The organism is Streptomyces sp. Y1, assembly GCF_041053115.1.
Classification (GTDB): Bacteria; Actinomycetota; Actinomycetes; order Streptomycetales; family Streptomycetaceae; genus Kitasatospora; species Kitasatospora rubellomurina.
Map to the genome: position 1 here is coordinate 6,269,506 of NZ_CP163445.1, position 26,512 is coordinate 6,296,017.

Sequence of the window (26,512 nt, forward strand, 5' to 3'; positions counted from 1 at the left end):
ACCCGCGTGAAGCGCCACCTCGTCTCCACCGCAGATCTCACCCGTGACGACGCGCTGCTGATCCTGGACACCGCCGAGGAGCTGGCCCAGCTCTCCGGCCGGGCCGTCAAGAAGCTGCCCACGCTGCGCGGTCGCACCGTCGTCAACCTCTTCTTCGAGGACTCCACCCGCACCAAGACGTCCTTCGAGGTCGCCGAGAAGCGGCTGTCCGCCGACGTCATCAACTTCTCCGCCAAGGGCTCCTCGGTCTCCAAGGGCGAGAGCCTCAAGGACACCGCGCTGACCCTGCAGGCGATGGGCGCCGACGCCGTCGTCATCCGGCACCACGCCTCGGGCGCGCCGGCCCGGCTCGCGCAGTCCGACTGGCTGCACGGCAGCGTGATCAACGCCGGCGACGGCACCCACGAGCACCCCACCCAGGCGCTGCTCGACGCCTTCACCATGCGCCGCCACCTGAACGCCGGCCCGGGCAAGGACCTGGCCGGCCGCCGGGTGACCATCGTCGGCGACGTCCTGCACAGCCGGGTCGCCCGCTCCAACGTGCACCTGCTGACCACCCTCGGCGCCGAGGTCACCTTCGTCGCCCCGCCGACCCTGCTGCCGATCGGCATCCAGAACTGGCCCTGCGAGGTCAGCTACGACCTCGACGCCGTGCTGCCCAAGACCGACGCGCTGATGATGCTGCGGGTGCAGCGCGAGCGGATGAACGCCGCGTTCTTCCCGACCGAGCGCGAGTACAGCCGCCGCTACGGCATGAACGGCATCCGGATGGCCCAGCTGCCCGAGCACGCCATCGTCATGCACCCCGGCCCGATGGTCCGCGGCATGGAGATCACCGCCGAGGTCGCCGACTCGCCGCGCTGCACCGCGGTCGAGCAGGTCGCCAACGGCGTCTCGATCCGGATGGCCGTCCTGTACCTGCTGCTCGGCGGCGCCACCCTCGCCGACAGCCCCCGCACCGAATCCGTGGAGACCGCTCAGTGACCAGCTACCTGATCCGCAACGCCCAGATCCTCGGCGGCGCCCCGCAGGACCTCCACATCGCCGACGGCGTGTTCAAGGCGATCGGCACCGGCCTGGCGGTCGAGGCGGACATCGAGATCGACGCCACCGGCCTGGTCGCCCTCCCCGGCCTGGTCGACCTGCACACCCACCTGCGCGAGCCCGGCCGCGAGGACGCCGAGACCGTCCTCACCGGCACCCGGGCCGCCGCGATGGGCGGCTTCACCGCCGTGCACGCGATGGCCAACACCACCCCGGTGGCCGACACCGCCGGTGTCGTCGAGCAGGTCTGGCGGCTCGGCCAGGAGGCCGGCTACTGCGACGTGCAGCCGGTCGGCGCCGTGACCGTGGGCCTGGAGGGCAAGCAGCTCGCCGAGCTCGGCGCGATGCACGAGTCCGCCGCCGGCGTCCGGGTCTTCTCCGACGACGGCAAGTGCGTGGACGACGCGGTGCTTATGCGCCGCGCCCTGGAGTACGTCAAGGCCTTCGACGGCGTCGTCGCCCAGCACGCCCAGGAGCCGCGGCTCACCGAGGGCGCCCAGATGAACGAGGGCCAGGTCTCCGGCGAGCTCGGGCTCGGCGGCTGGCCGGCCGTCGCCGAGGAGTCGATCATCGCCCGCGACGTGCTGCTCGCCGCGCACGTCGGCTCCCGGCTGCACGTCTGCCACCTCTCCACCGCCGGCTCGGTCGAGATCGTCCGCTGGGCCAAGTCCAAGGGCTGGGACGTCACCGCCGAGGTCACCCCGCACCACCTGCTGCTCACCGACGAGCTGGTCCGCACCTACGACCCGGTGTACAAGGTGAACCCGCCGCTGCGCACCGCCGAGGACGTCCAGGCGCTGCGCAAGGCGCTGGCCGACGGCACCATCGACGCCGTCGCCACCGACCACGCGCCGCACCCGGCCGAGGACAAGGACTGCGAGTGGGCCGTCGCCGCGATGGGCATGGTCGGCCTGGAGACCGCGCTGTCGGTCGTCCAGCAGACCATGGTCGACACGGGCCTGCTGAACTGGGAGGGCGTCGCCGACCGGATGTCGCACCGCCCGGCGCGGATCGGCCGTCTCACCGGGCAGGGCCGCCCCATCTCGGTCGGTGAGCCGGCCAACCTGGTGCTGTTCGATCCCGCGTACCGTGGTGCCGTGAACCCGGAAAGCTTCGCCACCCGCAGCCGCAACACCCCCTACAAGGGCCTCGACCTGCCCGGACGGGTGCACGCGACCTTCCTGCGCGGCCGCGCCACCGTGCTCGCCGGCGAGCTGGCCGAGCAGGGCGGGCTGGCGTGACCGGCCGGCTCCCCGCGCTCCAGCCGCTCGCCACGGAGCAGGCCAAGGTCACCAACTGGCCCGGCTACATCGGCTGGACCGTGGGCCTGCTGATCATCATCGGCCTGGTCTACTGGCTGATGCGGCAGGGCTGGAACTGGCGGCGCACGCTGCAGTCCGGCATGCCGCCGCTGCCCGCCGTGCCGGACGGCGCCGGGCGCACCATCCTGGAGACCAGCGGCCGGTACCACGGCACCACCACCGCCGGGAACTGGCTCGACCGGGTGGTCGCCCACGGGCTGGGCACCCGCAGCCGCGCCGACCTCACCCTCGGGGAGGACGGCCTGCTGGTCCGCCGCCCCGGTGACGTCGACCTCTGGATCCCCGCCGAGCGCCTGACCGGTGCCCGGACGGACTCCGGGATCGCCGGCAAGGTCGTCCCGTCCGGACTGCTCGTCGTCAGCTGGACGCACGAGGGGACCGAACTGGACTCCGGCTTCCGGGCCGACCACCCGGACGAGCACACCGCCTGGGTCGAGGCGATCGCTCACCTCGCAACACGTACGAAGACGAAGACGGAAGAGGCCGCGCAATGACCGCACCTGCCCCCACCACGCAGCGCCAACGGCGGGAACGAGTGCCCGCCGTGCTCGTCCTGGAGGACGGCCGGACGTTCCGCGGCCAGGCCTACGGCGCGACCGGCGAGACCTTCGGCGAGGCGGTCTTCAACACCGGCATGTCCGGCTACCAGGAGACCCTGACCGACCCGTCGTACCACCGCCAGGTGGTCGTGATGACCGCCCCGCAGATCGGCAACACCGGCTGGAACGACGAGGACGACGAGTCCAAGCAGATCTGGGTCGCCGGCTACGTCGTGCGCGACCCCGCCCGGGTCGCGTCCAACTGGCGCTCCCGCCGCTCGCTGGACGAGGAGCTGGACCGCCAGGGCGTCGTCGGCATCAGCGGCATCGACACCCGCGCGCTGACCCGCCACCTGCGCGAGCGCGGCGCGATGCGCTGCGGCATCTTCTCCGGCGAGGCGCTGGCCGAGCCGGCCGCGCTGCTGGCCCGGGTGCAGCAGTCGCCCGAGATGAAGGGCGCCGACCTGTGCGCCGAGGTGGCCACCACCGAGCCGTACGTCGTCCCCGCCATCGGTGAGAAGAAGTTCACCGTCGCCGCGCTGGACCTCGGCATCAAGGCGATGACCCCGCAGCGGATGGCCGAGCGCGGCATCGAGGTGCACGTGCTGCCGGCCAACTCCACCCTGGAGGACGTCTACGCCGTCAACCCGGACGGCGTGTTCTTCTCCAACGGCCCGGGCGACCCGGCCACCGCCGACCACCAGGTCGCCGTCGCGCAGGGCGTGCTGGAGCGCAGGACCCCGTTCTTCGGGATCTGCTTCGGCAACCAGATCCTCGGCCGGGCGCTGGGCTTCGGCACCTACAAGCTCAAGTACGGCCACCGCGGCATCAACCAGCCGGTGCAGGACCGCACCACCGGCAAGGTCGAGGTCACCGCCCACAACCACGGCTTCGCCGTGAACGCCCCGCTGGACAAGGTCAGCGACACCCCGTACGGGCGCGTCGAGGTCTCCCACGTCTGCCTCAACGACGACGTGGTCGAGGGCCTGCAGGCGCTCGACGTCCCCGCGTTCAGCGTGCAGTACCACCCCGAAGCGGCCGCCGGCCCGCACGACGCCGCCTACCTGTTCGACCGCTTCGTGAAGCTCATGGAGGGCCAGCGTGCCTAAGCGCACTGACATCAAGTCCGTCCTGGTGATCGGGTCCGGCCCGATCGTGATCGGCCAGGCCGCCGAGTTCGACTACTCGGGTACGCAGGCCTGCCGCGTCCTCAAGGCCGAGGGCCTGCGGGTCGTGCTGGTCAACTCCAACCCGGCCACGATCATGACCGACCCGGAGATCGCCGACGCCACCTACGTCGAGCCGATCACCCCGGAGTTCGTCGAGAAGATCATCGCCAAGGAGCGCCCCGACGCGCTGCTGCCGACCCTCGGCGGGCAGACCGCGCTCAACACCGCGATCTCCCTGCACGCGGCCGGCACCCTGGACAAGTACGGCGTCGAGCTGATCGGCGCCGACGTCGTGGCGATCAACAAGGGCGAGGACCGCGACCTGTTCAAGGGCGTCGTCGAGGCCGTCAACGCCAAGATCGGCTACGGCGAGTCCGCCCGCTCGGTCATCTGCCACACCATGGACGAGGTGCTGGCCGGCGTCGACACCCTCGGCGGCTACCCGGTCGTCGTGCGCCCCTCCTTCACCATGGGCGGCGCCGGCTCCGGCTTCGCCCACGACGAGGAGGACCTGCGCCGCATCGCCGGCCAGGGCCTGGCCCTCTCGCCGACCACCGAGGTGCTCCTGGAGGAGTCCATCCTCGGCTGGAAGGAGTACGAGCTGGAGCTCATGCGCGACAAGCACGACAACGTCGTGGTCGTCTGCTCCATCGAGAACTTCGACCCGATGGGCGTGCACACCGGTGACTCGATCACCGTCGCCCCGGCGATGACCCTCACCGACCGCGAGTACCAGATCCTGCGGGACATCGGCATCGCCGTCATCCGCGAGGTCGGCGTCGACACCGGCGGCTGCAACATCCAGTTCGCCGTCAACCCCGAGGACGGCCGGGTCATCGTCATCGAGATGAACCCGCGCGTCTCCCGCTCCTCGGCGCTCGCCTCCAAGGCCACCGGCTTCCCGATCGCCAAGATCGCCGCCAAGCTGGCCGTGGGCTACACCCTGGACGAGATCCCCAACGACATCACCGAGGAGACCCCGGCCTCCTTCGAGCCGACCCTCGACTACGTCGTGGTCAAGGTGCCGCGGTTCGCGTTCGAGAAGTTCCCGAGCGCCGACGCCACCCTCACCACCACCATGAAGTCGGTCGGCGAGGCCATGGCGCTGGGCCGCAACTTCCCCGAGGCGCTGCAGAAGGCGCTGCGCTCGCTGGAGAAGAAGGGCTCGCAGTTCTCCTGGACCGGCCCGGTCGGGGAGAAGTCCGAGCTGCTCGCCAAGGCGGTCGTGCCGACCGACGGCCGGATCAACACCGTCATGGACGCGATCCGGGCCGGCGCCACCCCGGAGGAGGTGTTCGAGGCCACCAAGATCGACCCGTGGTTCGTCGACCAGCTCTTCCTGCTCGACGAGATCGCCGGCGAGCTCGCCGACGCCGCCGAGCTGACCCCCGAGCTGCTGCGCCACGCCAAGCGGCACGGCTTCTCCGACCAGCAGATCGGCGAGATCCGCGGCCTCAAGCCGGACGTGGTCCGCGAGGTGCGGCACGCGCTGGGCATCCGCCCGGTGTTCAAGACCGTCGACACCTGCGCCGCCGAGTTCGCCGCCAAGACCCCGTACTTCTACTCGTCCTACGACGAGGAGAACGAGGTCGCGCCGCGCACCAAGCCCGCGGTGATCATCCTCGGCTCCGGCCCGAACCGCATCGGCCAGGGCATCGAGTTCGACTACTCCTGCGTGCACGCCTCCTTCGCGCTGGCCGAGGCCGGGTACGAGACCGTGATGGTCAACTGCAACCCGGAGACCGTCTCCACCGACTACGACACCTCCGACCGGCTCTACTTCGAGCCGCTCACCCTGGAGGACGTGCTGGAGATCGTCCACGCCGAGCAGCAGGCCGGCCCGCTGGCGGGCGTCATCGTCCAGCTCGGCGGCCAGACCCCGCTGGGCCTCGCCCAGGCGCTCAAGGACAACGGCGTGCCGATCGTCGGCACCCAGCCCGAGGCGATCGACCTCGCCGAGGAGCGCGGCGCCTTCGGCCGCGTGCTGCGCGACGCCGGCCTGCCGGCCCCCAAGCACGGCACCGCCTTCTCCTTCGAGGAGGCCAAGGCGATCGCCGACGAGATCGGCTACCCCGTGCTGGCCCGCCCGTCCTACGTGCTCGGCGGCCGCGGCATGGAGATCGTCTACGACGAGGCCTCGCTCGCCTCCTACCTGGAGCGGCACGCCGGCCTGATCTCCGAGCACCCGGTGCTCATCGACCGCTTCCTCGACGACGCGGTGGAGATCGACGTCGACGCGCTCTACGACGGCACCGAGCTGTACCTCGGCGGCGTCATGGAGCACATCGAGGAGGCCGGCATCCACTCCGGCGACTCCGCCTGCGCGCTGCCCCCGATCACCCTCGGCGGCCACGACATCAAGCGCCTGCGCACCTCCACCGAGGCGATCGCGCGCGGCGTCGGCGTCCGCGGCCTGATCAACATCCAGTTCGCGCTGGCCGGGGACATCCTCTACGTCCTGGAGGCCAACCCGCGCGCCTCCCGGACCGTCCCGTTCACGTCCAAGGCGACCGCCGTGCCGCTGGCCAAGGCCGCCGCCCGGATCTCGCTCGGCGCCACCATCGCCGAGCTGCGCGCCGAGGGCATGCTCCCGACCGAGGGCGACGGCGGCACGCTGCCGGCCGACGCGCCGATCGCGGTCAAGGAGGCCGTGATGCCGTGGAGCCGCTTCCGCGACATCCACGGCCGCGGCGTGGACACCGTGCTCGGCCCGGAGATGCGCTCGACCGGTGAGGTCATGGGCATCGACAAGGTCTTCGGCACCGCCTACGCCAAGGCGCAGTCCGGCGCGTACGGCGCGCTGCCGACCAAGGGCAAGGTCTTCGTCTCCGTCGCCAACCGGGACAAGCGCAACCTGGTCTTCCCGGCCCGCGCGCTGGTCGGCCTCGGCTTCGAGGTGCTCGCCACCGCCGGCACCGCCGAGGTGCTGCAGCGCGGCGGCATCCCGTCCACGCTGGTGCGCAAGCACAGCGAGGGCGAGGGCCCGAACGGCGAGAAGACCATCGTCCAGCTGATCCACGACGGCGAGGTCGACCTCATCATCAACACGCCGTACGGCACCGGCGGGCGCCTCGACGGCTACGAGATCCGCACCGCGGCCGTCTCGCGCGGCGTGCCGTGCCTGACCACCGTCCAGGCGATGGGCGCGGCCGTCCAGGGCATGGACGCGCAGCTGCGGGACGAGGTCGGGGTGATGTCGCTCCAGGAGCACGCCGAACTGATCAACGCCGGCCGCAAGTAGCTCCACCGCAGTGGGGGGCACCGGAGCCTGTCGGGTGCCCCCCACTCCCATGCCCAAGTCCTATAGCTGTCCGGGGAGTTAGCCGCTTTGTACAAGCTCCTGTTCAACCTCGTGTTCAAGAAGATGGACCCGGAGAAGGCGCACCACATGGCCTTCTTCTGGATCCGGCTCTGCCACTCGGTGCCCGTCCTGCGCACCGTGGTGCGGATGGTGCTCGCCCCGCAGGACCGGGCGCTGCGCACCCGGGCCCTCGGCCTCGACCTGCCCGGCCCGTTCGGCCTCGGGGCCGGCTTCGACAAGAACGGCATCGGCATCGACGGCCTCGCGATGATGGGCTTCGACTACGTCGAGATCGGCACCGTCACCGGCGAGCCGCAGCCGGGCAACCCGACGCCCCGGATGTTCCGCCTGGTCGAGGACCGCGCGCTGATCAACCGGATGGGCTTCAACAACCAGGGCTCGGCCCGGGTCGCCGCCCGGCTGGCCGCCCGCCCGCACACCAGCTCCACCCCGGTGATCGGCGTCAACATCGGCAAGACCAAGGTGGTGCCGGAGGCCGAGGCCGTCGCCGACTACGTCAAGTCGACCGAGCGGCTGGCCAAGTACGCCGACTACCTGGTGGTCAACGTCAGCTCGCCGAACACCCCCGGGCTGCGCAACCTGCAGGCCGTCGACCAGCTGCGCCCGCTGCTCTCCGCCGTCCGCGAGGCCGCCGACCGCACCACCGCGCACCGGGTGCCGCTGCTGGTCAAGATCGCGCCCGACCTGGCCGACGAGGACGTCGACGCCGTCGCCGACCTGGCCCTGGAGCTGGGCCTGGACGGCATCATCGCCACCAACACCACGATCGGCCGCGAGGGCCTGGTCGCCGACCCGGCGCTCGTCGAGGAGATCGGCATGGGCGGCCTGTCCGGCGCCCCGCTCAAGGCCCGCGCCCTGGAGGTGCTGCAGCGGCTGCGCGCCCGCACCGGGGGCCGGCTGACCCTGGTCTCGGTGGGCGGCATCGAGACCGCCGAGGACGCCTGGCAGCGGATCATCCACGGCGCCGACCTGATCCAGGGCTTCAGCGGCTTCATCTACGAGGGCCCGTTCTGGTGCCGCGCCCTCCACAAGGGCCTGTCCGCCCGGGTCCGGGGCGCGGGCTTCCGCGACCTGTCCGAGGCCGTGGGCAGCGCCGTACGCAGCTCCTGACCCACTTCTACCCCGCACCCGGAGACGACATGACCCTCGCCCCGTTCGGCGCCCGCCTGCGCCAGGCCCTCGACACCCGCGGCCAGCTCTGCGTCGGCATCGACCCGCACGCCTCCCTGCTCTCCGCCTGGGGGCTCGGCGACGACCTGGCCGGGCTGGAGACCTTCAGCCGCACCGTGGTGGAGGCACTGGCCGACCGGGTGGCCGTGCTCAAGCCGCAGGCCGCCTTCTTCGAGCGCTTCGGCAGCAAGGGCGTCGCCGTGCTGGAGAAGTCCGTCGAGGAGGCCCGGGCGGCCGGCGCGCTGGTGCTGATGGACGCCAAGCGCGGCGACATCGGCTCGACCATGGCCGCGTACGCCGAGGCCTTCCTGGCGGCCGGCAGCCCGCTGTTCTCGGACGCCGTCACGGTCAGCCCGTACCTGGGCTTCGGCTCGCTGCGCCCGGCGCTGGACCTGGCGCGGGCGAACGGCTGCGGCGTGTTCGCGCTGGCGCTCACGTCCAACCCGGAGGGCGCCGAGGTGCAGCGCGCGGTCGGTGCGGACGGCGAGCCGGTGGCGGCCTCGGTGCTGCGGCAGCTGGCGGCGGAGAACGCCGGGGCCGAGCCGCTGGGCTCCTTCGGCGCGGTGGTCGGCGCGACCCTGTCCGACGCGGGCGTGGACCTCGCCATCAACGGGCCGCTGCTGGCGCCGGGGATCGGCGCCCAGGGCGCGACGATGGCGGACCTGCCGCGGGTGTTCGGCGCCTCGGTGCGCAACGTGGTGCCGAGCGTCAGCCGGGACGTGCTCAAGCACGGTCCCTCGGTGGCGGCGCTGCGGGAGGCGGCCGAGCGGTTCGTCGGCGAGTACGCGGACGCCGTCAAGTAGCCCTCGGCGGTGGGCCCGCGGCCCGCTGCGTGGTCGGGTCGTGACGCTGCGCAATGTGCGCAGGACGGCGGCGGGGCACCGCAGTTGGCGTGAGCGCCGTCACATCGGCGGTGTCAAAGTCTCGCAATCGCGGTCATTTTGCCCGGGAAAGTCCTGGTCGGCCTTGGCTGACCAGGACTTTTCGTGTTCTTTTCCTGACGCGGCGCCGCAATCCGGGTAGTGTCCGGCGAGAGGTCATCGGAGAGCCGCGTTTGTCGTAGCTCCCGCAGGTCAGGGCCCTGTGGTTCCACTTGCGGACGGTGTCCCGGGTACCAAAACAGTCATAGCTCAATCCCTACCTTCCACACCCTGAGGTGAACGGCGTGGCTCTTCCGCCCCTTACCCCTGAACAGCGCACCGCCGCGCTCGCCAAGGCCGCCGAGGCTCGCCGGGAGCGCGCCGAGGTCAAGAACCGGCTCAAGCACTCCGGCGCCTCCCTGCACGAGGTCATCAAGGCGGGCAAGAACGACAACGACGTCATCGGCAAGATGAAGGTGTCGGCCCTGCTGGAGTCCCTCCCGGGCGTCGGCAAGGTCCGTGCCAAGCAGATCATGGAGCGCCTCGGCATCAGCGAGAGCCGGCGTGTCCGCGGCCTCGGTACGAACCAGATCGCTTCCCTGGAGCGGGAGTTCGGCGGCGGCGCCGCCTGACCGTGCCCCCCGTGTCCCGGTATCGCCCGCGATCCGGGATAATCGGTGCATGAGTGAGCGTCCGCGGCTGACCGTGCTCTCCGGCCCTTCGGGGGTCGGCAAGAGCACGGTCGTCGCTCATATGAGGAAGATGCACCCCGAGGTCTGGCTCTCGGTGTCGGCGACGACCCGCCACCCGAGGCCGGGCGAGAAGAACGGGGTCCAGTACCACTTCGTCGACAACGACGAGTTCGACAAGCTGGTCGCCAACGGCGAGCTGCTGGAGTGGGCCGAGTTCGCCGGGAACCGCTACGGGACCCCGCGCGCGGCGGTGCTGGAGAAGCTGGAGCGCGGCGAGCCCGTGCTGCTGGAGATCGACCTGCAGGGTGCCCGGCAGGTCCGGGAGTCGATGCCCGAGGCGCAGCTGGTCTTCCTGGCCCCGCCGAGCTGGGACGAGCTGGTCCGCCGGCTGACCGGCCGGGGCACGGAGCCGCAGGACGTGATCGAGCGGCGGCTGGAGGCGGCCAGGGTGGAGCTCGCGGCCGAGCCGGAGTTCGACTCGACCCTTGTCAACCACTCCGTCGAGCAGGTAGCGGCCGAACTGCTAGCCTTGCTCGGTGTAGCCTGACCTGTCAGTCTTTTCCACCCTTTCGGAAGGTTTTCGCGTGTCCTCTTCCATGACCGCGCCCGAGGGCATCATCAACCCGCCGATCGACGAGCTGCTTGAGGCCACCGACTCGAAGTACAGCCTCGTGATCTACGCCGCCAAGCGCGCGCGCCAGATCAACGCGTACTACTCCCAGCTCGGCGAGGGTCTGCTGGAGTACGTCGGCCCGCTGGTCGACACCCACGTGCACGAGAAGCCGCTGTCGATCGCGCTGCGCGAGATCAACGCGGGCATGCTGACCGCCGAGGCGGTCGAGACTGCCTGAGCAGTCCCACGTTCCCGGAAGGGCCCGGCGGAATCGTTTCCGCCGGGCCCTTCGGCTTTTCCGGGTGTTCCCGGGTGTTCCCGGGTGTTTCCCGGATGGTGGGGCGCGGTGCGGCGCGTCGCTGAGGGGCCGTAGGGTGGGCGGGTTCCCGATGCGGAGAAAGGCCGGAACATGAGCGCGAACGTGGAAGCCCCCCGCGTGGTCCTCGGGGTCAGCGGCGGGATCGCCGCCTACAAGGCGTGCGAGCTGCTGCGCCGGTTCACCGAGTCCGGCCACCGGGTCACCGTGGTGCCGACCGCGGCCGCGCTGCACTTCGTCGGCGAGGCGACCTGGGCCGCGCTGTCCGGCCGCCCGGCCGCCACCGAGACCTGGGAGAACGTGCACGAGGTGCCGCACGTGCGGATCGGCCGGGAGGCCGACCTCGTCGTGGTCGCCCCCGCGACCGCCGACCTGATGGCCAAGGCCGCCCACGGCCTGGCCGACGACCTGCTCACCAACACCCTGCTCACGGCCGGCTGCCCGGTCGTGCTGGCGCCCGCCATGCACACCGAGATGTGGGAGCACCCGGCCACCCGGGAGAACGTCGCCACGCTGCGCCGCCGGGGCGTGGTCGTGCTGGAGCCGGCCGTGGGGCGGCTGACCGGCAAGGACACCGGCAAGGGGCGGCTGCCGGAGCCGTCCGCGATCTTCGAGGCCTGCCAGGCGGTGCTGCGCCGCGGCGGCGCGGTGCCGACCGACCTGGCGGGCCGGCACGTGGTGGTCTCGGCCGGCGGCACCCGGGAGCCGCTGGACCCGGTGCGCTTCCTCGGCAACCGCTCCTCCGGCAAGCAGGGCTACGCGCTGGCGGTGACGGCCGCGGCGCGCGGGGCCAGGGTGACGCTCGTCTCGGCCAACGCCGAGCTGCCCGACCCGGCCGGGGTGGACGTGGTGCACGTCTCGACCGCGCTGGAGCTGCGGGAGGCGGCGCTGAAGGCGGCCGGCGACGCGGACGCGGTCGTGATGGCCGCGGCGGTGGCCGACTTCCGGCCAGCGGAGTACGCCACCGGCAAGATCAAGAAGGTCGAGGGGGTCGAGCCCGCCCCGGTCGCCCTGGTGCGCAACCCCGACGTGCTGGCCGAGCTGGCGGCCCACCGCACCCGTTCGGGCCAACTGGTGGTCGGTTTCGCGGCCGAGACCGACGACGTGCTCGCCAACGGCCGGGCCAAGCTCGCCCGCAAGGGCTGCGACCTCCTGGTGGTCAACGAGGTCGGGAACGGCAAGGCGTTCGGCCAGGACGTCAACGAAGCCGTGGTCCTGGGCTCGGACGGCTCCGAGACGCCGGTGCCGGTGGGGCCCAAGGAGGCCCTGGCGGATGTGGTCTGGGATCTGGTGGTAAAGCGGCTCGAAACGGTCGATAGCTGATCCGGACGGCCGGAAAATCGATCTTTATTTTCCGGAGCGGGTGCCGTTTGACGGAACCAGACCGTTAGACTCCAGGAATCAAGTCTTTCCGGATGTCCCCGGTTTCCCCCGGGGGCCTTCAGTCAGCAGCCGCTGCAACCCCAGGGAGCGCTGTGTCTCGCCGCCTGTTCACCTCGGAGTCCGTGACCGAGGGACACCCCGACAAGATCGCTGACCAGATCAGCGACACCATCCTTGACGCTCTCCTCCGGGAGGACCCGACGTCCCGGGTCGCCGTGGAGACGCTCATCACCACCGGCCAGGTGCACGTGGCCGGCGAGGTGACCACCAAGGCGTACGCGCCGATCGCCCAGCTCGTCCGGGACAAGATCCTGGAGATCGGCTACGACAGCTCGAAGAAGGGCTTCGACGGCGCCTCCTGCGGCGTGTCGGTGTCCATCGGCGCGCAGTCGCCCGACATTGCTCAGGGTGTCGACACCGCGTACGAGGCCCGTGTCGAGGGCGATGAGGACGACCTGGACAAGCAGGGCGCCGGTGACCAGGGCCTGATGTTCGGCTACGCGTCGGACGAGACGCCCGAGCTCATGCCGCTGCCGATCACCCTGGCGCACCGCCTCTCGCGCCGCCTGACCGAGGTCCGCAAGAACGGGACGATCCCGTACCTGCGCCCGGACGGCAAGACCCAGGTCACCATCGAGTACGACGGCGACAAGGCCGTCCGCCTCGACACCGTGGTCGTCTCGACCCAGCACGCCAGCGACATCGACCTGGAGTCGCTGCTCACCCCCGACATCCGCGAGTTCGTCGTGGAGCCGGAGCTGAAGGCGCTGGCCGAGCAGGGCATCAAGCTCGTCACCGACGGCTACCGCCTGCTGGTCAACCCGACCGGCCGCTTCGAGATCGGCGGCCCGATGGGCGACGCCGGCCTCACCGGCCGCAAGATCATCATCGACACCTACGGCGGCATGGCCCGCCACGGTGGCGGCGCCTTCTCCGGCAAGGACCCGTCCAAGGTGGACCGCTCGGCCGCGTACGCGATGCGCTGGGTGGCGAAGAACATCGTCGCCGCCGGCCTCGCCCGCCGCGCCGAGGTGCAGGTCGCGTACGCGATCGGCAAGGCCGAGCCGGTCGGCCTCTTCGTCGAGACCTTCGGCACCGAGACCGTCCCGGTCCTGGACATCCAGAAGGCCGTCTCCGAGGTCTTCGACCTGCGCCCGGCCGCGATCATCCGCGACCTGGACCTGCTGCGCCCGATCTACTCGCAGACCGCCGCGTACGGCCACTTCGGCCGTGAGCTGCCGGACTTCACCTGGGAGCGCACCGACCGGGTCGACGCCCTGAAGGCCGCCCTGGAGGCCTGATCCGTCGTTCGCAGCGGCGCCCGTCCCCGGTGGGGGCGGGCGCCGTTCTGTGCGTGGTGTCGGTGTGACCTGGTAGTACTTGGGAGCGATGAGCAATACAGGGGAGCCGGAGCAGCTGGCGTTCATCCGGGAGACGGTGAAGCGGGCCAAGCCCCGGACGTGGCGGGGTGCCAAGCGGGCCGAGCACCTGCCGGTGGCCCGGGTCGTGGTGGACAAGGGCGTGCTCACCATCGACAAGTTCTTCGACTACGAGGTGCCGGCCGCGATGGCCGAGGAGGCCCGGCCGGGCGTCCGGGTGCGGGTGCGGTTCGGGGCCCGGGTGGTGCGGGGCCAGCGCGAGGGCGGGGAACTGCACGACGGGTTCATCGTCGCCCGGCTGGAGAAGAGCGACTTCCCCGGGCCGCTCGCCCCGCTCGCCCAGGTGCTCTCGCCCGAGCCGGTGCTCACCCCGCAACTGCTGCGGCTGTGCCGCACCGTCGCCGACCGGTACGCCGGCACCCTGGCCGACGTGCTCCAACTGGCCGTCCCGCCCCGGCACGCCAAGGCCGAGGCCGAGCCCTCGCCGGAGCCGCGGCCCCGCCCGCAGGCCCCGGCGCCCGGCGGCTGGCAGCGCTACCCGGCCGGGCCGGAGCTGCTCGCCTCGCTGGCCGGCGGTGGCTCGCCGCGCGCGGTCTGGGCGGCGCTGCCCGGGCCCGGCTGGCCGTACGAGATCGCCCGGGCGGTGGCGGCGACGCTGGCGAGCGGGCGCGGCGCGCTGGTGGTGCTGCCGGACAAGCGGTCGGTGGCCCGGGTCGACCAGGCGCTGACCGAACTGCTCGGGCCGGGGCTGCACACCGCGCTGGAGGCCGAGCTGGGCCCGCGCGAGCGCTACCGGCGCTGGCTCTCGGTCAGCCGGGGCTCGGTGCACGCCGCGATCGGCACCCGGGCCGCCATGTTCGCGCCGGTGCGCGACCTCGGGCTGATCGTGGTCTGGTCGGACGGCGACGGCAGCCACAGCGACCCGCGCGCGCCGCACCCGCACGTCCGGGAGGTCGCGCTGCTGCGGGCCGCCGAGGAGGGCGCGGCAGTGCTGCTCGGCGGCCACGCCGTCACCGTCGAGGGCGCGCAGCTGGTCAGCACCGGGTGGGCCCGGCCGCTGGTCGCCGACCGGGAGACCGTGCGGCGGACCGCGCCCCGGGTGCGGACCGTCACCGACCAGGACCAGCACCGGGACGCGGCCGCGCAGGCCGCCCGGCTGCCCTCGGTGGCCTGGGAGGCCGCCCGGGAGTCGCTGGCCGCCGGGCACCCGGTGCTCATCCAGGTGCCCCGGCGCGGCTACGTGCCCCGGCTCGCCTGCGGGCGCTGCCGCACCCCCGCGCGCTGCCGGCGGTGCGAGGGGCCGCTGGAGGCGCCCTCGGCGGACGCCTCCCTGGTGTGCGGCTGGTGCGGCGAGGCGGAGAACGACTGGCACTGCCCGGAGTGCGGGTCGTTCCGGCTGCGGGCGCAGGTGGTCGGCGCCCGGCGCACGGCCGAGGAGCTGGGCAAGGCTTTCCCGCGCATCCCGGTGCGGACCTCCGGGCGGGACGCGGTGCTGGCGACCGTCCCGGACGAGCCCTCGCTGGTGATCTCCACGCCCGGCGCGGAGCCGGTGGTCGAGGGCGGCTCCGGGTACGGGGCGGCGCTGCTGCTGGACGGCTGGGCGCTGCTCGGCCGGCCCGACCTGCGGGCCGGGGAGGAGGCCCTGCGGCTGTGGCTGGCGGCCGCGGCGCTGGTGCGGTCGGCGGAGGAGGGCGGCACGGTGGTGGTCGTCGCCGAGCAGTCGGCGCGGCCGGTGCAGGCGCTGGTGCGCTGGGACCCGCTGGGGCACGCCGGGCTGGAGCGGGACGAGCGGGCGCAGCTGCACTTCCCGCCGGTGTCGCGGATGGCCTCGGTGAGCGGCAGCCCGGGGGCCGTCGCCGACCTGCTGGGGCTGATCCGGCTGCCGGAGGGGGCGGACGTGCTCGGGCCGGTGCCGGTGACCGCCCTGCGCGGGGAGGAGCAGGAGCGCGCGCTGCTGCGGGTGGCGCCCGGGCAGGGGGCGGCGCTGGCGGCGGCGCTCAAGGCGGCGCAGATCGCCCGGATCGCGCTGCGGACGCCGGAGGCGGTGCGGGTACGGGTGGATCCGACCGACATCGGGTGAGCCGCCGGGGCGGGGTGGGGTGGCCACCCCGCCCGGGGCGGGTCGGGTCAGCCGCGCAGGGGGATGCCCGTGCGGTCGGTGGTGCCGCGCTCGATCGCGCCGCGCTCCAGGGCGGTGCGCTCCAGGGCGGTGCGCTCGATGGCGTTGCGCTCCAGCGCGGTGCGGTCCAGGCCGCCCTGGCGGGCCGCCGGGACGGTGGCGGCCAGGCCGCCGCGCTCGGGGGCGGCGGGCAGCTCCTCGGAGCGGTCCGGGCGGCTCGGGCCGGGGACGGCGCCGCCGGCGGCGAGGAGTTCGCTGGTCGGTCGGCGCATGCCGTAGCGGCGGTGCACGGCCTGCTTGGTGACCCCGAGGGCGGAGCCCACCGAGTCCCAGGAGAAGCCCAGCGCCCGGTCGAACTCGACCGCCGCCGCGACCAGGGTCTCCACGCTCTCCCGCAGCTCCTGCGCGAGGCGCACGGTCGGCGCGGGCGCCCGGCCGTACACCACGAAGCCGGCCGAGGTGCTCGGGCGGCGCGGACGGTAGACGTTGCCCAGCTGGGCGGTGAGCGTCCGCAGCGCGTCGACCTGGCGCCTCACGCGCTCGATGTCCCGCACCAGCAGGTGCAGGCTCGCCCTCGCCCGGGCGTCGTGGTTGATCTGCTCGGCCATGGCTTACGCGCCGCCTTCCGTACGGTCAGCTCGGCCGGGGCGCGGTGTCCCGTGCGCCCGGCCCCGGTCAATCTCTCTTGACCAACGCCGAAGCGGGGGCCGGGGTAACGCGGTGGAACCGAGACGGGATATGCCAGCCGGGTCCGCGCGGCCGGGGGAGGACCCGGGGGAGTTGCATAGACTTGGCGGCGCACCAGCCGTAGCCCCCACCCGTAGCCCCAGCCCCGCGCGTCCGAAGGACAGGAGCCCGCACCCCGTGGCGATCCAGCCGATCCGTCTCTTCGGAGACCCCGTCCTGCGGGCCACCGCGAAGCCGGTGACCACCTTCGACAAGGAGCTGCGCACCCTCGTCCGCGACCTCACGGAGACCATGCTCGACGCCCCCGGCGCCGGGCTCGCGGCCCCCCAACTCGGCATCTCGCTGCGGGTGTTCACCTACCACGTGGACGGCGTCACCGGGCACCTGATCAACCCCGACCTGTCGCTCAGCGAGGAGGAGCAGGACGGCCCGGAGGGCTGCCTCTCGCTGCCCGGCCTGCGCTACGACACCCGGCGCGCGTACGGCGTGGTCGCCAAGGGCTTCAACGAGTACGGCGATCCGGTCACCGTGGAGGGCACCCAGCTGCTCGCCCGGTGCATCCAGCACGAGACCGACCACCTGGACGGCATCGTCTTCATCGACCGGCTCGACCGGGAGCAGCGCAAGGCCGCGCTCCGGGCGATCCGGGAGGCGGACTGGGGCGGCGGGCCCGCGCCGGTCGTCAAGGTCTCGCCGCACAGCACCTTCGGCTCGGCGCGCTGAGTCCCACCACGTCCAACGTTCGTTTGCAGAAAGGCACTTGATGCGTCTCGTCTTCGCCGGCACCCCCGAGGTCGCCGTTCCCGCGCTCGACGCGCTGCTCGCCTCCGACCAGCACGAGGTGGTCGCGGTGGTCACCCGCCCCGACGCCCCGGCCGGGCGCGGGCGCAAGCTCGTCGCGAGCCCCGTCGCGCAGCGCGCCGAGGAGGCCGGGATCGAGGTCCTCAAGCCGGCGAAGCCCAGCGACCCGGACTTCGTCGCCCGGCTCACCGAACTCGCCCCCGACTGCTGCCCGGTGGTCGCCTACGGCGCGCTGCTGCGGCCCGGCACCCTGGAGATCCCCAAGCACGGCTGGGTCAACCTGCACTTCTCGCTGCTGCCCGCCTGGCGCGGCGCGGCGCCCGTCCAGCACGCGGTGCTGGCCGGCGACGAGGTCACCGGCGCGTCCACCTTCCTGATCGAGCAGGGCCTGGACTCCGGGCCGGTCTACGGCGTGATCACCGAGGAGGTCCGGCCGACCGACACCAGCGGTGAACTGCTCACCCGGCTGTCGCACTCCGGCGCCCGGCTGCTCGCCGCCACCATGGACGGCATCGCGGACGGCTCGCTGCACGCCGTGCCGCAGCCCGCCGAGGGCGTCACCCTCGCCCCGAAGATCACCGTCGAGGACGCCCGGATCGACTGGAACCTGCCCGCGCTGCGGATCGACCGGGTGGTGCGCGGCTGCGCGCCCGCGCCGGGCGCCTGGACGGAGTTCCGCGGCGAGCGGCTGAAGGTCACCGGGCCGGTCACGCTGCTGCCCGGCACGGCCGAGCTGGCGCCCGGTCAGGTCGCGATGGCCGGCAAGAACAGCGTGCGGGTCGGGACCGGGTCGCACGACATCGAGCTCGGGGAGGTGCGTCCGCAGGGCAAGAAGGAGATGCGGGCCGCCGACTGGGCGCGCGGGGCGCGGCTGGAGGAGGGGGAGCGGTTCGGGGCCTGACCTCCCGGGCCGGTCCGGCTCGCCGCGCGGGGCGCCGCGGGCGGGCCTACCTTGGTCCGAGTGGGGGATTCCTCACCAGGAAGGCTGATCCCATGGCCCGACTCACCTGGACGAGCCCGCGTACGTGGACCGCCGTGGCCGGCGCACTGCTGGTGACCGGGGTCTTCGGGCTGGCGACCGCACCCCCGGCCGGCGCCGTGGCCACCTCGGTGGTCACGGGGGATCTGGCGGCCTCCGGCTCGGTGTCCCACGCGACCTGCGGTCAGGGCACCCACCTGATCGGGGGAGGTTTCAGCCTGGGGCCCGTCACGGTCGACCAGAGCACCAACACCCCCCAGCCCGAGCTGCTGATCGTCAACGCCCCTTCGCCCGACCAGCACGACACCTGGCTGGCCGGCGCGGTCGGGGCGGTCGGGGCGCAGGCCTTCGCCCTCTGCGAGGCGGACTGACGAGCCGTCCGGGGTCGCCCCCGCCGCCCGGGCGGCGGGGGCGCGGAGGGAATCACGGCGGGGCGCGGAGGGGCGGCGGTGGGGAATTCGGGCGGGATGTCCGGGGCGGGATATCGTGGGTGTGATAGCCACCGCAGCACTTTGAGGCACCTGTGACCACTCCCAGCGCCAAGCGCGCCCCCCGCCCGCACCGCCGTCCGAAGAAGGACCCGGCCCGGATCGTCGCGTTCCGCGCGCTGCGCGCCGTCGACGAGCGGGACGCCTACGCCAACCTGATCCTGCCCTCACTGCTGCGCGAGGCCGAGCAGAAGGGCATGGACCGGCGCGACGCCGCGCTCGCCACCGAGCTGGTCTACGGCACCCTGCGCCTGCAGGGCACCTACGACGCCGTCATCGCGGCCTGCGTCGACCGGCCGCTCAGCAAGGTCGACCCGCCGGTGCTCGACGTGCTCTCGCTCGGCGCCCACCAGCTGCTCACCACCCGCATCCCCACCCACGCGGCCGTCTCGGCGACCGTCGAACTGGCCCGGGTGGTGCTCGGCGACGGCAAGGCGAAGTTCGTCAACGCCGTGCTGCGCCGGATCAGCGCGCACGACCTGGACACCTGGATCGAGCAGGTCGCCCCGCCGTACGACCAGGACGCCGAGGACCACCTGGCGGTCGTGCACTCCCACCCCCGCTGGGTGGTCGCCGCGCTCTGGGACTCGCTCGGCCGCTGGCAGCCGGACGCCTCCGGGCGCACCGCGATGGAGGAGCTGCTGCGCGCCGACAACGAGCGGCCCGAGGTCACCCTGGTGGCCCGCCCCGGGCGGGCCACGGTCGGCGAGCTGGCCGACGCGCTGCCGGAGGCCGAGCCCGGCCGCTGGTCGCCGTTCGCGCTGCGCCTCGCCGAGGGCGGCGACCCGGGCGCGCTGGACGCCGTCCGGGAGAACCGGGCGGGTGTGCAGGACGAGGGCAGCCAGCTCGTCGCCCTCGCCCTGGCCTCGGCGCCGGTGGACGGCCCGGACCGGCTCTGGCTGGACGGCTGCGCCGGCCCCGGCGGCAAGGCCGCGCTGCTCGGGGCGCTGGCCGCCGAGCGCGGCGCGGCGCTGGTCGCGAGCGAGAAGCAGCCGCACCGGGCCCGGCTGGTGGCCCGGGCGCTGGAGGGCAACCCCGGCCCGTACACCGTGATCGCGGCGGACGGGACCCGGCCGGCCTGGAAGTCCGGCGGCTTCGACCGGGTGCTGGTCGACGTGCCCTGCTCCGGCCTGGGCGCGCTGCGCCGGCGGCCGGAGGCCCGCTGGCGGCGCCGGCCGGCCGACGTCGCGGCCTTCGGGCCGCTGCAGCGGGACCTGCTGCGCTCGGCGATCGAGGCGACCCGGGTCGGCGGGGTGGTCGGCTACGCGACCTGCTCGCCGCACCTCGCCGAGACCCGGGCCGTGGTGGACGACGTGCTGCGCGGCGAGGGCGGCCGGGTCGAGTGGATCGACGCGCGGCCGCTGCTGCCCGGCCTCCCGGCGCTCGGGGACGGGCCGGACGTGCAGCTGTGGCCGCACCTGCACGGGACGGACGCGATGTACCTGGCGCTGCTGCGGCGTACGGCCTGAGGCCGGCGGTGTGATGGCCTGCCGGTCCGACGGTCAGATCGGCAGGCTGCTGAGGAGGGCGCGCGCCTGGGTGCGGAGCTCCTCGACCGGGACGTTGTCGCAGACCACCTCCAGGCCGAGCGCGGGCCCCAGCCGGGTGTTCGACCAGGACTGGAAGACGAAGTACGGGCGGTGGTCGGCCTGCGGTTCGGTGGCCAGGTGGAGGGTCGCGCCGCCCGGGAACGGCCAGCCGGAGGGATCGCCCGGATCCTCGAACTCCCAGTCGTACTGGTACGGCGCGGGTTCGGTGGGCAGGTCGAGCAGGGTCCGGGCGAACTCGCGGACCTCGTCCGGGCCCGCGAACGGCATCGTTTCGCTGCCCCAGCGGTTGCCGACCTCCAGCTCCCAGCCGTCGCCGACGCGCTGGACGGACAGCGACCACCAGCCCTGCTCGTCGTGCGACTCGCAGTCGATGATCGGATCCATGGTCAACCTCCTGGTGGCAGGCGGGAGTTCGAGGACCCGCAGGGGCAGTGTGCCCCGGGGGCGGGGGTCGGCGCGCGGGGATTTTCGGGGCGGAGCTGCCGTCAGTCGGTGGCCGGGTGCCAGGGGCGGCCCGGGCGGGTGGGGACCGGCGCCGAGGTGAGGCGCAGCGCGTACACCTCGTGGTCGGTGGCCGGGTGCGGGACCGGGCCGAGGTAGTCGTGGCCGGTGAGGTGGCACCAGGCGGGCAGGTCGAGCGGCGCGGCCGGGTCGGTGGTGCGGATGTGGACGACGGCGCCGGCCGGTAGGTGGGCGATCGTGGCGCGCAGGCGGAGCAGGAGCTGGACGCAGAGCAGGCCGGTGCCGTCCACGGTGAGGTCGGGGGTGTCGGTCACGGGTGCTGCCCTTTGCGCGGAAGCGGATGCGTCCGGCCCAGCCTAGGAGGCCGGGTCGACGGGACGCTGGTCGGGGGCGGTGCCGCCGGCGCGGGTGAGGAGGGTGGTGAGCCGGTCGAGGTCGTCGGGACTCCAGCGCTCGGCGGCGAAGTGTTCGGCGGCGACCTTGCGGGCGGTGTAGCGCATCTCGGCGAGCCGGTCGCGGCCGGTGGGGGTGAGGGCGGCGTAGGCGACCCGCGCGTCGCGGGCGGCGGCCTCGCGGGAGACCAGGCCGATCCGCTCCAGCGGGGCGAGGCCGCGGGTGACGCCGGAGGCGGTGAGGCCGAGGGCTTCGGCGAGGTCGACGCGGCGCATCCGGCCGCCGGGGGCCTGGCCGAGGTGGAGCAGCAGGGTGAAGTCGGAGAGGCTGACTCCGTGCAGGCCGCTGAGGCTCGCGTCGAAGCGCTTCACCAGGGCGGCCTGGGCGCGGACCAGCCGCAGGGCGGTGTCCAGCGGGTCGGGCGTCGGGGTCGGCGTCGGGTCGGGGATTGTCATTGCCACCTCCTTGACTACTCAAGCATAGGGTACGGGAGAGCCGTCAAGGAGGTGGCGGGGGAGGGGGTGTGGACTACCGGGAGGGCTGTGCGGCCTGGCGCTTCCGGCGCTTGCCGAGCGGCGCCTGGGACAGGTCCTCGGCCTGGGAGCGGAGGTTCTTGTGGCCGTAGCCGCGCTCGGCCAGCCAGGCGAGCGCCGCCCGCTCGGCCCGCTCGGTGGCGAGCAGGATGTCCGCTTCCTCCTCGCCCTCGTCGAGGAAGCGGAAGGTGAACGCGGCACGGGCGGTGAGGTCGTAGCTGAGGTGGCCCTCGCGGGTGAAGGCGGCGTGCAGCACGTCGTGCTCGGCGGCCTCGGCCTGGAGGGCGGCGCGCTGCTCGTCGGTGAGGCCGTCGAAGACGCCGCGCACCATGATGCGGAAGGTTCGGATGGTCATTCCCCGACGATAGGCGCGCGGAGTGCCCGGCCGCTAACGCGTATTCGACCCTCACGCGCCCTCACGCGCCCGGCGCCGGGTCGGCGAGGGCGCGGACTTCGGCAACGCCGGGTTTTCCATGCTCTTTGTTCCGGATCTTCCCGGGCTCTGCGACGATCCGAAGATCGCCGCCCTCGCTGAGCGGGGGCGGTCCGGGCAGGGGAGAGAAGAGACCGGGATGGCCGATGGGCCCGTGGACGACGGCGTCCTGGGGAGGTGGCGGGGCGGCCGGATCGCCCTGGACAAGGAGACCTGGCTGGTGGTCTCCGGCGGGGTGCTGGGCGCCATGTTCGCGGCCATGGGGCTGGCGGTGCTGTTCGGCCCGGCCAACGGCTTCGGCGGCCCCGGCCTGTCGTACATGGGGATCGGCAGCGTCCTCGGCCTGATGCCCTGCGGCGCCGGCCTGGTGTGGGCGCTGATCCACCCCCGGTACGGCTTCCCGTCGATCGCGGCGGGCGCGCTGCTCGGCCTCGGCCTGTTCCTCTGGTTCGCCGGGGACGGGCTGAACGACGCCTGGAAGGCCGCGGCCGACCGGCCGTCCACCGTCCGCGCGGTCGGCAGCTGGACCAGCGGCGACCTGGTCGTCCGGGTGCGGCCCGACCAGGTGGTGGCCTACCGGGGCGCCACCGGGGCCGTCGCCTGGCGCTGGACGCCGCCCGGCGAGGACTCGGTGTGCGCGATGAGCCGCGGCGTCGGGGCCGGCCGGCTCGGGCTGCTCGGGCACTCGCCGCACGACCGGCCCTGCGCCGCCGTCACCGCGCTCGACCTCGCCACCGGCGCGGCGGACTGGACGGCGGCCGTGGACGCCCCCGCCCGGGACGGCGACTCGGCCGCGCCCGACCAGATCGCCGTCGCCGGCGACCGGGCCGTCCTGCAGGAACGCGAAGCCTGGCGGGCCGTCCGGCTGGCCGACGGCGGCCCGCTGTGGCGCAGCGCCGTCGACGCCGGCTGCTCGCCGCTGGAGGTCGCGGGCGGGGCGGACGAGGTGGTGACCGTCGCGCAGTGCGGCACCGCCGCGCCCGTGCTGCGTTCGCTGGCGCCCGCGGACGGGCGGGAGCGCTCGCGCACCGCCCTGCCCGCGGCCGGCGGGCTGAAGAACCTCGCCGTGGTGTCCGTCGACCCGCTCGCCGTCTGGGTCGACGCGCAGGCCGAGCGCGGCACCCACGCGGTGCTCAGCTACGACGCCGCGGGGCGGCAGCGGGCGGCGATACCGGTATCCGGGGACGAGTACGACCTCGACGTGATGCTCGGCGGCGTGCACGCCTTCGACGAGTTCAACGCCCGGCCGCTGTTCGGCGGGGTGGTGGTCGGAGACCTGTTCATCGCCCCCGCCCAGAAGCCCGGGGACGTCCGGATCGGCGGCGGGAGGAACCCCAGCCGGATCGCCACCGGGCGGCTGGTCGCCTACTCGCTGGCGGACGGGCGGCAGCGGTGGACGGCCGCGCTCGACGACCAGGTCACCGGTGTGCTGGCGGACGGCGGCTCGGTGTGGGCGCTCACCCGCAACTCCCTGACCAGGGTCGACGCGGCCACCGGGCGCCGGACGAGGGAGCTGGACGTGAACGACACCGCCTCGCTGTACCCCGTCGACCTCTCGGCCTTCGGGGGCGAGCGCTTCACCGTCGTCGCCGAGGACGGCACCCGGGACGAGCCGCCGGTGCGCGGGCTGAACTGACCCGGTCCGCCGGTGCGGGGCCGGGCGGGATCCGGAAGAGCGGCCTCCGCCCGAGCCGACCCGGTCGGGGCCGGTTGTGTCAGGCTGGTGGGGGAGCACCGCCGAGACGACCGATCGGGAGGCTCGTGATGGCCGGGATCAGCGTGAACGGGGTCTCGCTGCACTACGAGGCCAGCGGCTCCGGCCCCGGCGTCGTCCTGGTGCACGGCTCGTGGAGCGACGGCGACACGTGGGCCCGGGTGGTGCCCGGCCTCGCCGCGCGCACCACCGTCGTCACCTACGACCGGCGCGGCCACAGCCGCAGCGAGGACCCGCTCACCCAGGGCTCGGTGCACGAGGACGCGGCCGACCTCGCCGAACTGATCCACGCCCTCGGCCTCGCCCCGGCCTACGTCTACGGCGACTCCTACGGCGCCCTCGTCACGCTCCGGCTCGCCGCCGCCCGCCCCGACCTGCTGCGCGGCCTCGCCGTCCACGAGCCGCCCGGCACCGGCATCCTGCTCGCCGACCCCGACCTGCGGCCGATCGGCACCGCCTTCGCCGACCGGATCGCCGCCGTCCGGGAACTGCTGGAACAGGCCGAGTCCGCCGCGGCCGCCGAGCTGTACGTCGACACCCTCGCCTTCGGGCCGGGCGCCTGGGAGCAGCTGCCGGCGCCCGTCCGGCACACCTACGTCCGCAACGCGCCCACCTACCTGGACGAGCTGCGCGACCCGGACGCCCTCGATCTCGACCTGGTCGGCCTCGCCCGCTACGGCGACCCGGCGCTGCTCACCCAGAGCGACGACAGCGCGCCGATGTTCGGCGAGGTGCTGGACCTCATCGACCTCACCCTGCCGAAGGCCGAGCGCCACCTCTACGAGGGCGCCGGGCACGCCCCGCACCTGGCGCAGCCGGAGGAGTGGGTGCGGGTGGTGCTGCCGCGCGCGCTCGCGTAGCGGCCACCGGGCCCGTCCCCTCCGGACCTGGTCCGGAACGTTCTGTCGGGTGTGCTCCGGGGACCGGAAAGCCCGGTTCGTCCGCCTTCCGCGGCCCGACGACGGCCCGACGACAGCCCGACGATTCGACACTGGTCGAATCCTGGCGCGAACGCTCGCCAACCGGGCGCCCCCGGGCACAAGCTTCTCCCTGACCGCGTCGGACCGGACGCGGCACGACCGGGAGGACGAACATGACGAGCACGCGTGGCCGCGTCGCCGCCCTGCTGGGCACCGTCGCGGTGGTCGCCGGCACCACCCTCGCCACCCCCGCCGCCGCGACGCCGGACCCGGGCCGCCGCGGCGGCGGAGTCGCCGGCCAGGCACCCTGCCAGGGCGCGCCCGAGTTCGTCTGCGGAACCGTCGACGTGCCGCTCGACCACAGCGGCGCCACCCCCGGCACCCTCACCCTCGACGTCGCCATGACCGGCAACGCCGACGCCCCCAAGGGCGACCTGCTCTTCCTCACCGGCGGCCCCGGCCAGCCCGGCGTGCCGTTCCTCGGGAGGCTCTCCACCAAGCTGGCGCCGCTGCTGAAGGACTACCGGATCGTCGTGTACGACCAGCGCGGCACCGGGCGGCACGCCCTCGACTGCCCGGGCCTGCAACAGGACATGGGCTCCTCCGACCTCGCCGTGCCGAGCAGGCGGTCCGTCGCGGACTGCGCCGCCACCCTCGGCCCGAACGCCCGCTACTACAGCACTGCGGACACCGTCGAGGACATCGACGTGCTGCGCCGGGACCTCGGCGACAAGCGGCTGACCATCGACGGCGTCTCCTACGGCAGCTTCGTCGCCGAGCGGTACGCGCTCGCCCACCCGGCGCACGTCAACGCCCTGGTGCTCGACTCCGTGGTGCCGCAGCAGGGTTACGACCCGCTCGACCTGGTCGCCCTGCCCGCCACCGCCCGGGTCCTGGGCGCCGCCTGCCGGGCCACCGGCTGCACCACCGACCCGGCCGCCGACCTCGCCGCGACCGTGCGGCGGTACGGCAACGGGGCGCAGATCCTGGACGCCCTCACCAGCTACGAGTTCGCCGACCCGAACTACGGCGGGGTGGCCGAGTACCTGCACGAGGCCGCGGCCGGGAAGCCGGAGAAGCTCCGGGCGTTCATCGACGACGTCCACAAGAACGACGCCGCCCCCGCCGAGGCGCTCAGCCAGGGCCTGCACGCCGCCACCCTGTGCGCGGACGGCGTCTACCCGTGGGGCACCGCGGACACCCCGGTCGAGGGCCGGGCGGCCGACCTGGCGCAGACCCGGGCCGAGCTGGCCGCCGACCCCGAGCTGACCTGGCCGTACGACGCGGCGACCGCGACCGGGCTCGGCAGCCTGCTGGTCTGCGAGGACTGGCCGCGCATGCCGGTGCCGCCGGCGCCGCCGGAGCACCGCAAGCTGCCCAACGTGCCGGTGCTGCTGCTCGGCGGCGACCGGGACCTCTCCACGCCGTACGAGTGGCTCTACCGGGAGGCGGCTTCCGCCCACGACCCGACGATCGTGATCGTCCCCGGGGCGGCGCACTCGGTGCAGAACCGGGCGGCGAACCCGGCCGGGCGGCAGGCGGTGTTCGACTTCCTGCTCGCGTAGGGCGGGGTTGATCGGGCGGCGGGTCGTTCCGTACAGGGGTCGGAACGACCCGCCGCCGG

Annotated in this window: 25 protein-coding genes; 20 read left to right on the top strand and 5 right to left on the bottom strand. The window is 73.7% G+C overall.

What is annotated here, in order from left to right; translation table 11 throughout:
* Positions 1-6 precede the first annotated feature (6 nt).
* The 13 genes from AB2U05_RS27525 to AB2U05_RS27585 all read left to right on the top strand — a co-directional run bounded on the left by AB2U05_RS27525 (position 7) and on the right by AB2U05_RS27585 (position 15,889).
* Entirely contained in the window at positions 7-984 is a 978-nt protein-coding gene (locus AB2U05_RS27525) for an aspartate carbamoyltransferase catalytic subunit (protein ID WP_045692872.1), read from the top strand.
* Positions 981-2,285, top strand: a complete 1,305-nt coding sequence (locus tag AB2U05_RS27530; protein WP_045692873.1) for a dihydroorotase — start codon at positions 981-983, stop codon at positions 2,283-2,285. Before AB2U05_RS27525 ends, AB2U05_RS27530 begins: the two co-directional genes overlap by 4 nt.
* The gene (locus tag AB2U05_RS27535; protein WP_369184518.1) at positions 2,282-2,860 is read left to right on the top strand and encodes a hypothetical protein; all 579 of its coding nucleotides are present in this window, start codon (positions 2,282-2,284) and stop codon (positions 2,858-2,860) included. The genes AB2U05_RS27530 and AB2U05_RS27535 overlap by 4 nt, the downstream gene beginning before the upstream one ends.
* A complete protein-coding gene (carA, locus tag AB2U05_RS27540; protein ID WP_045708606.1) occupies positions 2,857-4,014 on the top strand; it encodes a glutamine-hydrolyzing carbamoyl-phosphate synthase small subunit in 1,158 nt (385 codons plus the stop codon). Before AB2U05_RS27535 ends, carA begins: the two co-directional genes overlap by 4 nt.
* Positions 4,007-7,315, top strand: coding sequence for a carbamoyl-phosphate synthase large subunit (gene carB / locus AB2U05_RS27545; protein WP_045692876.1), 3,309 nt, complete (start codon positions 4,007-4,009; stop codon positions 7,313-7,315). Before carA ends, carB begins: the two co-directional genes overlap by 8 nt.
* A gap of 87 nt (positions 7,316-7,402) precedes the next feature.
* Positions 7,403-8,506, top strand: a complete 1,104-nt coding sequence (locus tag AB2U05_RS27550) for a quinone-dependent dihydroorotate dehydrogenase (RefSeq protein ID WP_045692877.1) — start codon at positions 7,403-7,405, stop codon at positions 8,504-8,506.
* 29 nt (positions 8,507-8,535) lie between these two features.
* On the top strand, positions 8,536-9,369 hold the full coding sequence (pyrF, locus tag AB2U05_RS27555) for an orotidine-5'-phosphate decarboxylase (protein ID WP_045708605.1): 834 nt from the start codon (positions 8,536-8,538) through the stop codon (positions 9,367-9,369).
* 362 nt (positions 9,370-9,731) lie between these two features.
* Entirely contained in the window at positions 9,732-10,058 is a 327-nt protein-coding gene (mihF, locus tag AB2U05_RS27560; RefSeq protein ID WP_030290269.1) for an integration host factor, actinobacterial type, read from the top strand.
* Positions 10,059-10,107: 49 nt separating this feature from the next.
* A complete protein-coding gene (gene gmk, locus AB2U05_RS27565; protein WP_045692879.1) occupies positions 10,108-10,665 on the top strand; it encodes a guanylate kinase in 558 nt (185 codons plus the stop codon).
* Between the two features lie 37 nt (positions 10,666-10,702).
* Positions 10,703-10,969 carry a DNA-directed RNA polymerase subunit omega gene (gene rpoZ, locus AB2U05_RS27570; protein WP_045692880.1) on the top strand — a complete coding sequence of 89 codons (267 nt, stop codon included), beginning with the start codon at positions 10,703-10,705 and terminating at the stop codon, positions 10,967-10,969.
* A gap of 171 nt (positions 10,970-11,140) precedes the next feature.
* A complete protein-coding gene (gene coaBC, locus AB2U05_RS27575; RefSeq protein WP_045692881.1) occupies positions 11,141-12,370 on the top strand; it encodes a bifunctional phosphopantothenoylcysteine decarboxylase/phosphopantothenate--cysteine ligase CoaBC in 1,230 nt (409 codons plus the stop codon).
* Positions 12,371-12,522: 152 nt separating this feature from the next.
* Positions 12,523-13,731 carry a methionine adenosyltransferase gene (metK, locus tag AB2U05_RS27580; protein WP_045692882.1) on the top strand — a complete coding sequence of 403 codons (1,209 nt, stop codon included), beginning with the start codon at positions 12,523-12,525 and terminating at the stop codon, positions 13,729-13,731.
* 88 nt (positions 13,732-13,819) lie between these two features.
* Positions 13,820-15,889 carry a primosomal protein N' gene (locus tag AB2U05_RS27585; RefSeq protein WP_369184519.1) on the top strand — a complete coding sequence of 690 codons (2,070 nt, stop codon included), beginning with the start codon at positions 13,820-13,822 and terminating at the stop codon, positions 15,887-15,889.
* 47 nt (positions 15,890-15,936) lie between these two features.
* On the opposite strand, the gene AB2U05_RS27590 is transcribed toward AB2U05_RS27585, so the two are convergent.
* The gene (locus tag AB2U05_RS27590) at positions 15,937-16,536 is read right to left on the bottom strand and encodes a hypothetical protein (protein WP_369184520.1); all 600 of its coding nucleotides are present in this window, start codon (positions 16,534-16,536) and stop codon (positions 15,937-15,939) included.
* Positions 16,537-16,792: 256 nt separating this feature from the next.
* On the opposite strand from AB2U05_RS27590, the gene def reads away from it, so the two are divergent.
* The 4 genes from def to AB2U05_RS27610 all read left to right on the top strand — a co-directional run bounded on the left by def (position 16,793) and on the right by AB2U05_RS27610 (position 20,352).
* On the top strand, positions 16,793-17,338 hold the full coding sequence (def, locus tag AB2U05_RS27595) for a peptide deformylase (RefSeq protein ID WP_045692884.1): 546 nt from the start codon (positions 16,793-16,795) through the stop codon (positions 17,336-17,338).
* A 40-nt stretch (positions 17,339-17,378) separates the two neighbouring features.
* Positions 17,379-18,317, top strand: a complete 939-nt coding sequence (fmt, locus tag AB2U05_RS27600) for a methionyl-tRNA formyltransferase (RefSeq protein WP_045692885.1) — start codon at positions 17,379-17,381, stop codon at positions 18,315-18,317.
* A 92-nt stretch (positions 18,318-18,409) separates the two neighbouring features.
* A complete protein-coding gene (locus AB2U05_RS27605; protein WP_045692886.1) occupies positions 18,410-18,766 on the top strand; it encodes a hypothetical protein in 357 nt (118 codons plus the stop codon).
* Positions 18,767-18,918: 152 nt separating this feature from the next.
* Positions 18,919-20,352: an RsmB/NOP family class I SAM-dependent RNA methyltransferase gene (locus tag AB2U05_RS27610; RefSeq protein ID WP_045692887.1), complete on the top strand. Its 1,434-nt coding sequence runs from the start codon at positions 18,919-18,921 to the stop codon at positions 20,350-20,352.
* Between the two features lie 33 nt (positions 20,353-20,385).
* Here AB2U05_RS27610 and AB2U05_RS27615 read toward each other — a convergent pair whose 3' ends face one another.
* From AB2U05_RS27615 to AB2U05_RS27630, 4 genes are all read right to left on the bottom strand, one after another.
* Positions 20,386-20,817 (bottom strand): hypothetical protein, encoded by a 432-nt coding sequence (locus AB2U05_RS27615; RefSeq protein WP_369184521.1) that lies wholly within the window; start codon positions 20,815-20,817, stop codon positions 20,386-20,388.
* 101 nt (positions 20,818-20,918) lie between these two features.
* Positions 20,919-21,209: a sulfurtransferase TusA family protein gene (locus tag AB2U05_RS27620; protein ID WP_045692889.1), complete on the bottom strand. Its 291-nt coding sequence runs from the start codon at positions 21,207-21,209 to the stop codon at positions 20,919-20,921.
* 42 nt (positions 21,210-21,251) lie between these two features.
* Entirely contained in the window at positions 21,252-21,743 is a 492-nt protein-coding gene (locus AB2U05_RS27625; protein WP_369184522.1) for a MarR family winged helix-turn-helix transcriptional regulator, read from the bottom strand.
* Positions 21,744-21,816: 73 nt separating this feature from the next.
* Entirely contained in the window at positions 21,817-22,176 is a 360-nt protein-coding gene (locus AB2U05_RS27630; protein WP_045692891.1) for a DUF6204 family protein, read from the bottom strand.
* A gap of 217 nt (positions 22,177-22,393) precedes the next feature.
* Between AB2U05_RS27630 and AB2U05_RS27635 the strand changes: the two genes are divergently transcribed.
* From AB2U05_RS27635 to AB2U05_RS27645, 3 genes are all read left to right on the top strand, one after another.
* The gene (locus AB2U05_RS27635; RefSeq protein ID WP_369184523.1) at positions 22,394-23,890 is read left to right on the top strand and encodes a PQQ-binding-like beta-propeller repeat protein; all 1,497 of its coding nucleotides are present in this window, start codon (positions 22,394-22,396) and stop codon (positions 23,888-23,890) included.
* Positions 23,891-24,018: 128 nt separating this feature from the next.
* Complete coding sequence (locus AB2U05_RS27640) at positions 24,019-24,828, top strand: alpha/beta fold hydrolase (RefSeq protein WP_045692893.1); 810 nt, start codon at positions 24,019-24,021, stop codon at positions 24,826-24,828.
* A 233-nt stretch (positions 24,829-25,061) separates the two neighbouring features.
* Positions 25,062-26,453, top strand: coding sequence for an alpha/beta fold hydrolase (locus tag AB2U05_RS27645; RefSeq protein ID WP_369184524.1), 1,392 nt, complete (start codon positions 25,062-25,064; stop codon positions 26,451-26,453).
* The last annotated feature ends 59 nt before the right edge of the window (positions 26,454-26,512 follow it).